This window comes from Yoonia sp. JB2-21, assembly GCF_055693545.1.
In genome coordinates, this window is the sequence record NZ_JBVFUC010000001.1 from 1,848,832 (window position 1) to 1,860,945 (window position 12,114).

The following is a 12,114-nucleotide window of genomic DNA, read 5'->3' on the forward strand; positions in this document are numbered from 1 at the left end:
AGAAAAAGTGTATAAAAAATATGATGTTAGTGAAAATTATGTCTGTGTGAGGCTGTCATTCTTTCTGTGTAGATCAAGTGTAACTTAAAGTTGACACATGCCATGTTTGGCACATATTCTTGACACAAGTAGCTGTCAGGGAACCCTTACATGACCATCGCCGGTGCTAACACTACAGGTGTGAGAACGCTTGGCTCGCGTTTGTATTCTGATGCGGAAAGAGCGCGCCGTGATGGGACGAAATGGACTGTTGTTCAGGGTATTTTGGCCCCCTTTCAGTTTCTTGTTTTCCTGATCTCATTGGCACTTGTGATCCGCTATCTTTTGACGGGCGCGGGCTATGAGGCCGCGACCATTTCCATCGTGATCAAAACAGGTGTTTTGCTGCTCATCATGGTGACCGGCGCGATCTGGGAAAAGGTCGTCTTTGGACAGTACCTTTTTGCCCCGGCCTTCTTTTGGGAAGATGTGTTCAGCTTTGCGGTTATCGCATTGCATTTGTTATATGTTTTCGCCCTTCTGACCGATGCGATGTCGCCAGTTGGCCTGATGTATCTGGCCCTTGCCGCCTATGCCGCCTACGTCATTAACGCCGCCCAATTTGTCTGGAAACTACGCCTTGCCAGACTGGATGCGGAGACGCGCGCATGAACGTCCCATTGCCCCCCACGAACGGTGGTTGCCGCACGGCTCCTGTCCTCAAAGAACGCGGCCAGCGCGAGGTCTTTTGCGGGCTGACTGGGATCATCTGGTTACACCGCAAAATGCAGGACGCGTTCTTCCTTGTTGTCGGGTCCCGGACCTGCGCCCATCTGCTGCAATCTGCGGCAGGCGTGATGATCTTTGCAGAGCCACGATTCGGTACGGCGATTCTTGAAGAACAGGATTTGGCCGGGATGGCGGATGCCCATGTCGAACTGGATCGTGAAGTTGAAAAGCTTTTGGCGCGTCGCCCTGACATCAGGCAGCTGTTTCTGGTGGGTTCTTGCCCGTCCGAGGTGATCAAGATTGATCTGGCCCGCGCGGCCGAGCGGTTGAGTCAGGTCCATGCACCCCATGTCCGCGTGCTGAACTACTCTGGCTCCGGGATCGAGACGACCTTTACCGAAGGCGAGGATGCCTGCCTTGCGTCAATGGTGCCCGTGCTGAAAGACACCAAAGAGCGTGAGCTTTTGGTTGTTGGTGCATTGCCAGATGTTGTCGAAGACCAGATGGTTTCGCTCCTGACCGATATGGGTGTCGGTCCGATCCGCTTGCTTCCGGCGCGCCGTATTGATGACACGACCGCCGTTGGTGAAAACACAGTCTTTGCACTGACGCAGCCTTTCTTGGGTGATACACACGCAGAGCTTGAACGTCGCGGTGCCCGCCACCTGGCCGCCCCGTTCCCGTTTGGTGACGAAGGTACCACCGCTTGGTTACGGGCGATTGCAGTGGAATTCGGTGTCAGCGAAGAAACGTTCGAGGCGGTGACCGCAGCCCCCGTGCCCGTGCCCGCAAAGCGATTGCGCAAGCGGCAGAGGCATTACGCGGCAAGTCGGTATTCTTCTTCCCAGACAGCCAGCTTGAAATCCCACTTGCGCGTTTCCTGACCCGTGAATGTGGGATGACAGCGGTGGAGGTGGGTAGCCCCTACATCCATGATGCCTTGCACGGTCCTGATCTGGACCTGTTGCCTGCAGGTCCGCAAATATCCGAAGGGCAGGATGTGGACAAGCAGTTAGAACGGGCCCGCGCCGCGCGCCCTGATCTGACGGTCTGTGGCCTTGGGCTGGCGAACCCGCTTGAGGCGGAAGGGCTATCCACCAAATGGGCCATCGAATTGGTCTTCACGCCTGTGCATTTCTACGAACAGGCGGGTGATCTTGCTGGTCTGTTCTCACGTCCGCTGCGCCGGAAATCAGTCCTCCAGATGGAGGCCGCAAGCCATTCTATTGAAACGCGCGAGGTCGCGCGATGAAGCTGACCGTCTGGACATATGAAGGTCCGCCGCACGTTGGCGCGATGCGTGTCGCCACGGCGATGAAGGGTTTGCACTATGTGCTGCACGCCCCGCAGGGTGATACCTATGCGGACTTGCTGTTCACGATGATCGAGCGGCGTAACCACCGTCCGCCGGTCAGCTATACAACCTTTCAAGCGCGTGATCTGGGTGCGGACACAGCGACGCTGTTCAAGTCATCTTGCCAAGATGCCGTTGACCGCTTCGATCCTGAGGCGATCATCGTTGGCGCGTCTTGTACGGCTGAACTGATCCAAGATGATCCCGCAGGTCTGGCTGAAACCATGGGGCTTTCGATCCCCGTCATTCCGTTGGAACTGCCCAGCTATAGCCGGAAGGAAAATTTTGGCGCGGATGAAACATTCTATCAGATCGTCCGAAGCCTTGCCCAGCCGCAAGACCGCACAGCCCGTGTGACTTGCAATATCCTCGGCCCAACCGCGCTGGGCTTTCGCGCCCGCGACGACGTGGAAGAACTGACAGGGCTACTTTCCGAAATGGGCATCGACGTGAATGTCGTGGCGCCACTGAACGCAACACCGTCAGACATTGCACGCCTTCCAGCGGCGCATTTTAACGTGTTGTTATCGCCTGAGACGGGTGAAGCTGCGGCGCGGTTTCTTGAGAAGACCTATGATCAGCCGTTCACGAAGGTCGTGCCAATTGGCGTGGGTGCGACACGCGATTTCATCAATGAAGTTGCCGAAATCACGGGTGTCACGGGTCGCCCTGATGAGGCCCGCCTGCGGATGCCTTGGTGGTCGCGGTCCGTGGACAGCACTTACCTGACCGGTAAGCGCGTGTTCATCTTTGGCGACGGCACCCATGTTGCGGCCCATGCGCGGATTGCGCGCGATGAGATGGGTTTCGAGGTTGTGGGCATCGGCTGTTACAACCGCGAAATGGCGCGGCCTATTCGTACGCTCGCCAAGGAATACGGCGTCGAAGCATTCATCACTGATGACTATCTGGAGGTCGAAGCAGCGATTGAAAAGCTGTCGCCCGAGATGATCCTTGGCACCCAGATGGAGCGGCATATTGGCAAGCGTCTGGGCATTCCATGTGCTGTTATCTCCGCTCCCGTTCATGTGCAGGACTTTCCCGCCCGCTATTCGCCCCAAGTAGGGTTTGAAGGCGCAAACGTCATCTTTGATACGCTGATCCATCCGCTTGTGATGGGTCTTGAAGAGCATTTGCTAACGATGTTCCGCGATGATTTTGAATTCCATGACGATGCAGGGCCAAGCCATCATGGCGGCAAGGCCAAAGCCAAAACAGAAGATGCCGCCGTTGAGCAGACGCAGCCTCAGAATGACAATGTCATCTGGCTGTCTGACGCGGAAAAAGAACTGAAGAAAATCCCGTTCTTTGTGCGTGGCAAGGCCCGCCGCAACACCGAAACATTCGCGTTGGAAAAAGGGCTGCATGAAATCAGCCTTGATACGCTTTATGAAGCAAAGGCCCATTATGCGCGATGAGGTGATGCATAAACCTTACCGCGTGGTGATTGTCACGCTGGATGCCCACGCCGCAGGTCCTGCCGCGCGGGTTTCGGCGCGTCTGGCCCCTGACTTTCCGGGGCTGGAGGTGCAGGTTCTTGCCGCTGCCGAATGGGGCGAATGCCCCAAGGCGCTGGAGGAGGCAAAGGGCGCGATTGCCACGGCCAATATCGTGATTGCCAACCTGTTGTTCCTTGAAGAACATATCAACGCAATCCTGCCGGCAATGCAGGCGCGGCGTGATGCTTGTGACGCGATGGTGGGCATGATCGCCGATGCGCAGGTCGTTAAACTGACCCGTATGGGTGATCTGGACATGGCCAAGCCCGCCAGTGGGGCGATGGCACTGCTAAAAAAGCTGCGCGGCTCGGGCAAGCCATCAACCGAGTCCGGGGCCAAGAAAATGCGCATGCTGCGCCGCTTGCCCAAGATCCTGAAGCTGATCCCCGGCAAGGCGCAGGATCTCCGCGCCTGGTTCTTGTCGATGCAGTACTGGCTTGGCGGGTCGGACGACAATGTTGAACATTTGATCCGCTTCCTGATTGGTCGTTACGCCACCCGTCCAGATTGGCAGGGTGCGGCGGCAAATGCGCCGATCGAATATCCTGATGTCGGTCTTTATCATCCAGACCTGCCTGACCACCACATCACGACAGATATTGATGATCTGCCAGGGCCAGACAACCCGATTGCAACCGTTGGTATTCTGATGTTGCGGTCATATGTGCTTGCCTCGGATTGTGCGCACTATGACGCGGTGATCCGGTCATTTGAGGCGCAAGGCATGCGTGTTATCCCTGCTTTCGCTGGCGGGTTGGACGGCAAACCAGCGGTCGATGCCTACTTCATGGGTCGGGTAGATGCGCTTGTATCGCTTACTGGATTTTCGCTGATTGGCGGACCGGCCTACAATGACAGTGACAAGGCAATTGCGCTGCTCAGTGATTTGGATGTGCCTTATGTCGCGGCGCAACCGCTCGAATTCCAAACGATCGAACAATGGGAAGACAGTGCCCAGGGTCTTGGTCCGATTGAAACCACGATGCTGATTGCCCTGCCAGAACTGGACGGGGCGACAAACCCGACAGTGTTTGCCGGCCGGCACGGGTTGGACAGCCCTGACGCCTCTGACTGCAAAGCAATGGCCCCATGTGCTGAGCGTATCGTCGTTCTGACAGAAAAGACAAAGCGTCTTGCCACACTGCGCCGCAAACAGAACGCCGACAAAAAGGTTGGCGTTGTCCTGTTTGGGTTCCCGCCGAATGCAGGTGCCGTGGGTACCGCTGCCTACCTGAGCGTCTTTGAAAGTCTGTTCAACACGCTGACACGCATGAAATCCGAGGGCTACACGCTTGATGTGCCCGAAACCGTCGATGACTTGCGCGCGATGATCCTGCAAGGCAATGCCGCGCAATATGGCCAACAGGCCAATGTTGCCGCCCATGTCGATGCTGACACGATTGTGCGCAACTCCCCGCATCTGGCCGAGGTTGAGGCCGTTTGGGGCCCGGCCCCGGGTAAGGTCCAGTCGGATGGGCGCGGCGTGTTTGTTCTGGGCCACCACTTTGGTAATGTCTTCGTTGGTGTCCAGCCCGCCTTTGGCTACGAAGGCGATCCGATGCGCCTGTTGTTTGAACGCGGTTTCGCCCCGACGCATGCCTTTGTGACGTTCTATCAATGGCTGCGCGATACCTATGCCGCTGACGTTGTCCTGCATTTCGGTATGCATGGTGCGTTGGAATTCATGCCCGGCAAGCAGGCCGGTTTGGGTGCACAGGATTGGCCGGACCGTTTGATCGGTGAGATGCCGAATGTGTATCTTTATGCAGCCAACAACCCGTCAGAAGCAACGCTGGCCAAGCGCCGCTCAAACGCTGTGACCATCACGCATTTGACGCCGCCCCTGACGACTGCTGGTTTGTACAAGGGCCTTGCTGAACTGAAAGACAGCCTGACACGCTGGCGCGAGATGCCCCGCGATGATGACCAGCGCGCTGATCTGGAACAGTTGATCCGTGATCAGGCGAATGCGGTTGATATGAACGCCCGCGATATCGACAAGCTCTGGCTCAAGCTGTTGGAAACCGAAGGATCATTGATCACCGAAGGGTTGCACATTGTGGGCAAGCCGCTGTCCGATGCCGCCCGTGCCGATATGATCCGACTGATGCCCGAGGGTGAAGCGGCGACTGCGGCAGCTGAACTGCTCAAAGAAGATCACGAACTGCCGGCGCTAATGCGGGCATTGTCGGGTCACTATATTGCGCCTGTCCCCGGCGGTGATCTGATCCGTGCGCCACAGATTGTGCCGACCGGTCGCAATATCCACGCGTTTGATCCGTTCCGTATGCCCACCACATTTGCCATGTCGGAAGGTAAAAAGCAGGCTGATCTTTTGTTGGAAACCCATGCAAGCCTGCCGCGCACCGTGGCGTTGGTGCTGTGGGGATCGGACAATATCAAATCTGACGGTGGACCAATTGGCCAGGCGATGGCTTTGATGGGCACGACACCACGTTTTGACGCCTTTGGTCGTTTGTCGGGTGCTGACCTGATCCCGCTGGAAACGCTTGGGCGACCACGGATCGATGTTGTGATGACATTGTCGGGTATCTTCCGCGATCTTTTGCCCTTGCAGACGCGTATGCTTGCCGAGGCGGCGCTGAAGTGTGCGCAGGCTGACGAACCAGTGGAACAGAACTTTATTCGTGCCCATGCGCTGGCTTATGCCGAAGAGATGGGCTGCGATATTGAAACGGCTGCTTTGCGTGTCTTCTCAAACGCCGAAGGGGCCTATGGGTCCAATGTGAACCAGTTGGTCGACAGTTCTGCATTCGGTGATGAGGATGAATTGGCGGACGCCTATGAGGCGCGCAAGTCGTTTGCTTACGGTGTGAATGGCAAGGCTGCGCAGAACCCCGCCCTGCTGCAGAAAGCGTTGAAAGACGTCGATCTGGCATATCAGAATCTAGAATCTGTTGAGTTGGGTGTGACGACGGTTGACCACTACTTTGATACGCTTGGTGGGATTTCGCGTGCCGTGAAACGCGCCAAGGGTGGACAGAGTGCGCCTGTCTATATCGGCGATCAGACACGCGGGGCCGCAAAAGTGCGGACTTTGCAGGATCAGGTCGCGCTGGAAACACGCAGCCGCAGCCTGAACCCGAAGTTCTACGAGGCCCTGTTGAACCACGGCCATGAAGGTGTGCGCCAGATTGAGGCGCATGTGACAAATACGCTGGGCTGGTCTGCGACCACCGGCGAAGTGGAACCTTGGGTCTATCAGCGGCTGTCTGAGACATTCGTTTTGGACGAAGAGATGCGCAACCGTTTGGCCGCGTTGAACCCGCAGGCGTCGATGCGGATGGCGAACCGTCTGCTTGAGGCATCCGACCGAGAGTATTGGACACCGGATGAAGATACGTTGGCGGCCCTGCAGGATGCAGCGGATGCGTTGGAAGACAGAATGGAAGGGGTGGCAGCGGAATGACTGTGATGATGAGGTTTTGCGCTTCTTCGAAGCGCCAGAGTGGGGGCGCTGCCCCCGTCGCTGCGCGCCTCCCCCGAGGTATTTTTGAACATGAGAAGATGGGGACTGTCCCCAATAATGAAAGGAGGCTCGCATGAGCCCCAGAGATGACGTTCCAAACCTCAAAGGTCTGGATGGCGAAGGGTCCGTTCAGGTCCATCAGCCCGACGATGCAAAGATTGAAGGCGCCAAGGTGTTTTCCGTCTATGGCAAGGGTGGGATTGGTAAATCGACCACCTCTTCCAACCTGTCTGCTGCCTTTTCGATGTTGGGCAAGCGGGTTTTGCAGATTGGCTGTGACCCAAAGCATGACAGCACCTTTACCCTGACCGGGTCATTGGTGCCCACCGTGATCGATATTCTCAAGGAGGTGGATTTCCACTCTGAGGAGCTGCGCCCTGAGGATTTCATTTTTGATGGGTTCAACGGTGTGAAATGCGTCGAAGCAGGCGGTCCACCAGCGGGGACAGGTTGTGGTGGTTATGTTGTTGGTCAGACGGTGAAACTGCTCAAGCAGCACCACCTGCTGGAAGACACAGATGTTGTGATCTTTGATGTGTTGGGGGATGTTGTCTGCGGTGGCTTTGCAGCACCCTTGCAGCATGCCGATCGCGCGTTGATCGTTACAGCGAACGATTTTGACAGCATCTATGCGATGAACCGGATTATTGCCGCGGTTCAGGCGAAATCAGCCAACTATAAGGTCCGTCTTGCGGGCTGTGTTGCGAACCGGAGCCGTGAAACCGACGAGGTCGATCGCTATTGCAGCACTGTCGGTTTCAACCGCATTGCCCATATGCCTGATCTGGATGCCATCCGCCGCAGCCGTCTGAAGAAGAAGACGTTGTTCGAGATGGATGACGAGGAAGACATCGTTCAGGTCCGTAAGGAATACATTCGCCTTGCTGAAACCTTGTGGAACGGGACCGAACCTTTGGCCCCGGCCCCCCTGCCGGATCGTGAAATCTTTGAACTGCTTGGGTTTGACTAATGGCTGAATACGCCGCCACACGTGACCGGGTCGAACATTATTTCGACCGCACTGCGACCAAGGTATGGGAGCGTTTGACATCGGATGCCCCCGTTTCTGGTGTGCGGGCGACGGTACGTGCGGGGCGTGACAGGATGCGTGCGCTGATGCTGGCGCAACTGCCCGACGATCTGCGCGGTGCCCGGATCCTTGATGCCGGCTGCGGGACGGGTGCGATGGCGATTGAGTTGGCCCAGCGCGGCGCTGATGTTGTTGCGGTTGATATCTCGCCTGCTTTGGTCGGGATTGCAGAGCAGCGGATGCCAGCGGATTTAGCGGGTCATATCACGTGGATTGCGGGCGATATGCTGGACGCCACTGATGGCGTTTTTGATCATGCCGTCGCGATGGATTCGATGATCTACTACAGCGCCCCTGATATTGCGGCGCTGCTTGGTAAAGCCAGTGCGCGGATTGGTGGCAAGTTTGTCTTTACGCTGCCGCCGCGGACGCCCGCTTTGATGGCGATGTGGCGCGTCGGCAAATTGTTTCCGCGTGCCGACCGTAGCCCGACGATGATCCCACAAACGACAGCGGGTGTCGCAGATGCGCTGCGCCAGGCTGGCGTCAGGGGTCGTCTGATCGAAATTGACCGGATCAAGTCTGGTTTCTACATCTCAAATGCGCTGGTCTTTGAGGGAAAGAAGACGTGATCTTCAAAGCTTCCTCTCTCAAGCGTGTTTCGCTCAACCTCCTGCCATTCAGTGATGCCGTCAGTGATGACCTGCCACTGAGCCAGCTTTTGCGCCTGTCACTGTTCCAGGTCTCTGTCGGCATGGCCGCCGTGATGCTGTTGGGCACATTGAACCGCGTGATGATCGTTGAACTGAATATTGGCGCGATGCTGGTTGCCGCAATGATTGCCTTGCCGGTGCTTGTCGCCCCGCTTCGGGCGCTCGTTGGTTATAAGTCCGACAACTACAAGTCCGCGATCGGCTGGAAACGTATTCCGTACCTTTGGCTGGGTACGATGTGGCAGTTTGGTGGTTTGGCGATCATGCCGATGGCGCTTTTGGTGCTGTCAGGTGATCGCACGCTGGATTGGCCCATTGCAGGCTATGTCGGTGCGGCATTGGCTTTTTTGATGACCGGCTTTGGTATGCATATGACGCAAACGGCGGGCCTCGCCCTCGCCGCCGACCGGGCCACCGAAGAGACGCGACCCAAGGTCGTGGCCCTGCTCTATGTGATGAACCTGATCGGGATGGCCGTTGCTGCAATCCTGATTGGTGCGCTGTTGCGCGACTACTCTGCCTTGCGTCTGGTACAGGTCGTGCAGGGAACTGCCGTGGTCACGCTGTTGCTGAACCTGATAGCGCTCTGGCGGCAAGAGAAGGTCAAACCGATGACCAAGGCCGAACGCGCCGAAGCCTCGCCTACGTTCCGTGACGCATGGAACGATCTGGCAGTAGGCGGCGATGCGGGGCGTTTGCTGGCCGTTGTCTTTCTGGGAACGATGGCCTTCAACATGCAAGACGTGTTGCTGGAGCCCTATGGCGGTGAAATCCTTGGGCTGTCGGTTTCCGCGACGACGCTGCTGACGGCGATGTGGGCGGCCGGTGCGTTGATCGCGTTTGCCTTTGCCGCGCGCTGGCTGGCGCAGGGAATGAACCCCTACCGGATGTGCGCCCGCGGTATCCTTGCGGGCATCCTCGCCTTTTGTGCGGTGATCTTTTCTGCCCCTGTCGGATCGCCCGCCTTGTTCTATCTTGGTGCCGCTTTGATCGGTTTTGGCGGCGGCCTTTTTGGCGTCGCAACGCTGACCGCTGCCATGACAATGCCCACCACTGGCAATGCCGGTCGTGGTTTGGCCCTTGGTGCCTGGGGGGCTGCGCAAGCCACCGGTGCCGGGCTGTCCATCTTTATCGGGGGCACCATGCGTGACCTTGTGAACCATGCCGCTGGGAACGGCACTTTGGGAGAGGCGCTCGCCACGCCTGCCACGGGCTATTCGGTCGTTTATCACACCGAAATTGGCCTCTTATTCCTAACCCTCATTGTGCTGGGGCCGCTTGTGCGGTTGCGGCCAATCAATACCGGGGGTCTGCCAAGCTGGGATTGGCAGACTTCCCGACCTAACCGCCGAAAGGATACCTAAAATGGTTGGTGTAGAATTTTTTGGAGACTTCGATCTGGCGAGCGCAGCAATTTGGCTCTTCTGGATTTTCTTTGCGGGGCTTGTGTACTACCTGCAAACCGAAAACATGCGCGAAGGATACCCTTTGCGCGATGACAGCGATGGCGTGCCTGCCAACGAGAGCCTGTTCCCTATTCCTAAGGAAAAGACGTTCAAACTGCGCGATGGGCGTGGTGAGCTGACGGTGCCGTCACGCGAATACGAAGACAGCAAGATGCGCACTGATTTGGCGCTGGCGCAGTCATCCGCATCAACAGGGTCGCCCTGGATCCCAACGGGTGATCCGATGGTTGATGGTGTTGGTCCTGCCGCTTGGGCCCCGCGCCGGGACGCGCCGGAACTGGATGCGCATGGCCACGTGAAAATTCGTCCCATGTCCCTGCTGGAAGATTTCAAAATCTCTGCTGGCCGTGATCCGCGCGGGCTGGCCGTGGTTGGCCGTGACGGCGAAGTCGTTGGCCGTGTTATTGATATGTGGGTTGATGTGCCAGAGCAGATGGTTCGTTTTCTCACGGTTGACCTCAACCCAGAGGGCACAGGAAAGACACGTCTGATCCCCATGAATATGGCCAAGATCGGCACCGACCGCGTTGTTGTGCGTTCGCTGATGGCCGGCAATTGGGATGATGTGCCCGCAACGAAAAGCATGGAGCAGGTTACACTGCTCGAAGAAGACAAGATCATGGCCTACTACGCGGGCGGTACGATGTACGCCTCTTGAGGTCTGACGAAACAAGACAGTGATCCCGGTTAGCCATCGGGGACACTTTGGCACCAGAGGGAGCATGCCATGAGCCACGACGACTTTAACTTTGAACCGATCCGAGGACTGCCAGAGCAGTTGCCGGAAGGGGAACATATCTTGTGGCAGGGTGCCCCTGATCCGCGCCGTCTGGCGCGCGAGGCGCTGGGCGTCCGTTGGGTATTCGCATATTTTGCGCTGCTCGCCTTTTGGCGGGTGGGCGTCTCGTCCGCGGATTTCTCATTTGGCGTGGCGCTGATGCATGGTGTGCCGTTCATCATCTCTGGCATCGTGGCATGCGGCATCCTGTATGGTATCGCCTATGTACAGGCCCGTTCGACAGTCTACACCCTGACGAACAAGCGCGTTGCCATGCGCATTGGTGCGGCGCTGACAATGACGCTGAACCTGCCTTACACGTGGATCGGGACCGCGAAACTGGATCTCAAATCATCCGGTCACGGGACTTTGGCGTTTGAACTGATCGGCGAAACCCGCATTTCCTATCTGATGTCCTGGCCCCACGTGCGGCCGTGGCGCATCGCGCGGACCCAGCCCGCGCTGCGCTGCATCCCGGATGCTGAAAACGTGGCTCGCATTTTTGCGGATGCTGCTGAAACACGCATTGCACAGCCGCGTGTCGAACGCATTGAAACCCAAGACGGCAACGCCGTTGCAGCGGAGTAATTGATCATGTCTCAACTTGAACAACAAATGCGCCACCGCGACCGTGAAATGGTGCCACGTATCTTGGTGCAAGCCATGTTTGGCCTGATGGCCGCAACGCTTGCAATCGTCGCCTATGCGCAGTGGTTCGATGTGCCGAACCGGGGCGTTTTGGTCGAAGCGCCGATCGTGCAGTCGCTTGATATCGTGATGGAGGGGAACCGTAGCGGCATCTACGAGGTTCGTTCGACAGACGGGACTATGATTGCATCATCCTCTGATGAAAAAGCCGGATTTCTGGGCGTCATTGGTCGCGTCATCGACCGCGAGCGTTTCAAGAACAACGTGGTCGGCAATGCGCCGTTCCAAGTTGTACGCCGCGAGAACGGCAATATCGCAATCCTAGATGACACCACCGATTTGCGGGTCGAGTTGATCGGGTACGGCAAAGATAACGTGGCAGCTTTTGCCAAGCTGCTAGACTGAAACTGTGCGCGGGTTAGCCCCCC

The 12,114-nt window shown here is 57.3% G+C and carries 8 protein-coding genes and 2 pseudogenes; all 10 read left to right on the forward strand.

Annotation, left to right across the window (positions count from 1 at the left end; all coding sequences use genetic code 11):
- The first annotated feature begins 150 nt into the window (after window positions 1-150).
- The 10 genes and pseudogenes from bchF to puhC all read left to right on the forward strand — a co-directional run bounded on the left by bchF (window position 151) and on the right by puhC (window position 12,091).
- The gene (gene bchF, locus ACZ1G5_RS09270; protein ID WP_472732564.1) at window positions 151-651 is read left to right on the forward strand and encodes a 2-vinyl bacteriochlorophyllide hydratase; all 501 of its coding nucleotides are present in this window, start codon (window positions 151-153) and stop codon (window positions 649-651) included.
- Window positions 648-1,960: pseudogene (locus ACZ1G5_RS09275) on the forward strand (ferredoxin:protochlorophyllide reductase (ATP-dependent) subunit N). The gene bchF and the pseudogene ACZ1G5_RS09275 overlap by 4 nt, the downstream one beginning before the upstream one ends.
- Window positions 1,957-3,480 (forward strand): ferredoxin:protochlorophyllide reductase (ATP-dependent) subunit B, encoded by a 1,524-nt coding sequence (bchB, locus tag ACZ1G5_RS09280; RefSeq protein ID WP_472732565.1) that lies wholly within the window; start codon window positions 1,957-1,959, stop codon window positions 3,478-3,480. The pseudogene ACZ1G5_RS09275 and the gene bchB overlap by 4 nt, the downstream one beginning before the upstream one ends.
- Complete coding sequence (locus ACZ1G5_RS09285; protein ID WP_472734307.1) at window positions 3,470-6,991, forward strand: magnesium chelatase subunit H; 3,522 nt, start codon at window positions 3,470-3,472, stop codon at window positions 6,989-6,991. Before bchB ends, ACZ1G5_RS09285 begins: the two co-directional genes overlap by 11 nt.
- A gap of 133 nt (window positions 6,992-7,124) precedes the next feature.
- Window positions 7,125-8,021, forward strand: coding sequence for a ferredoxin:protochlorophyllide reductase (ATP-dependent) iron-sulfur ATP-binding protein (gene bchL / locus ACZ1G5_RS09290; RefSeq protein WP_472732566.1), 897 nt, complete (start codon window positions 7,125-7,127; stop codon window positions 8,019-8,021).
- Window positions 8,021-8,713, forward strand: coding sequence for a magnesium protoporphyrin IX methyltransferase (bchM, locus tag ACZ1G5_RS09295; RefSeq protein ID WP_472732567.1), 693 nt, complete (start codon window positions 8,021-8,023; stop codon window positions 8,711-8,713). The genes bchL and bchM overlap by 1 nt, the downstream gene beginning before the upstream one ends.
- A pseudogene (locus ACZ1G5_RS09300) lies at window positions 8,710-10,139 on the forward strand (PucC family protein). The gene bchM and the pseudogene ACZ1G5_RS09300 overlap by 4 nt, the downstream one beginning before the upstream one ends.
- A gap of 20 nt (window positions 10,140-10,159) precedes the next feature.
- Window positions 10,160-10,918: a photosynthetic reaction center subunit H gene (gene puhA, locus ACZ1G5_RS09305; RefSeq protein WP_472732568.1), complete on the forward strand. Its 759-nt coding sequence runs from the start codon at window positions 10,160-10,162 to the stop codon at window positions 10,916-10,918.
- Between the two features lie 69 nt (window positions 10,919-10,987).
- Window positions 10,988-11,626, forward strand: coding sequence for a photosynthetic complex putative assembly protein PuhB (gene puhB, locus ACZ1G5_RS09310; RefSeq protein ID WP_472732569.1), 639 nt, complete (start codon window positions 10,988-10,990; stop codon window positions 11,624-11,626).
- Between the two features lie 27 nt (window positions 11,627-11,653).
- The gene (puhC, locus tag ACZ1G5_RS09315; RefSeq protein ID WP_472732570.1) at window positions 11,654-12,091 is read left to right on the forward strand and encodes a photosynthetic complex assembly protein PuhC; all 438 of its coding nucleotides are present in this window, start codon (window positions 11,654-11,656) and stop codon (window positions 12,089-12,091) included.
- Window positions 12,092-12,114: the final 23 nt, after the last annotated feature.

Coding starts and splice junctions, on each gene's coding strand:
- ACZ1G5_RS09285 (WP_472734307.1), top strand. CDS start 3,470: ATGCGCGATGAGGTGATGCATAAACCTTACCGCGTGGTGATTGTCACG.
- puhB (WP_472732569.1), top strand. CDS start 10,988: ATGAGCCACGACGACTTTAACTTTGAACCGATCCGAGGACTGCCAGAG.
- bchB (WP_472732565.1), top strand. CDS start 1,957: ATGAAGCTGACCGTCTGGACATATGAAGGTCCGCCGCACGTTGGCGCG.
- bchF (WP_472732564.1), top strand. CDS start 151: ATGACCATCGCCGGTGCTAACACTACAGGTGTGAGAACGCTTGGCTCG.
- bchM (WP_472732567.1), top strand. CDS start 8,021: ATGGCTGAATACGCCGCCACACGTGACCGGGTCGAACATTATTTCGAC.
- puhC (WP_472732570.1), top strand. CDS start 11,654: ATGCGCCACCGCGACCGTGAAATGGTGCCACGTATCTTGGTGCAAGCC.
- puhA (WP_472732568.1), top strand. CDS start 10,160: ATGGTTGGTGTAGAATTTTTTGGAGACTTCGATCTGGCGAGCGCAGCA.
- bchL (WP_472732566.1), top strand. CDS start 7,125: ATGAGCCCCAGAGATGACGTTCCAAACCTCAAAGGTCTGGATGGCGAA.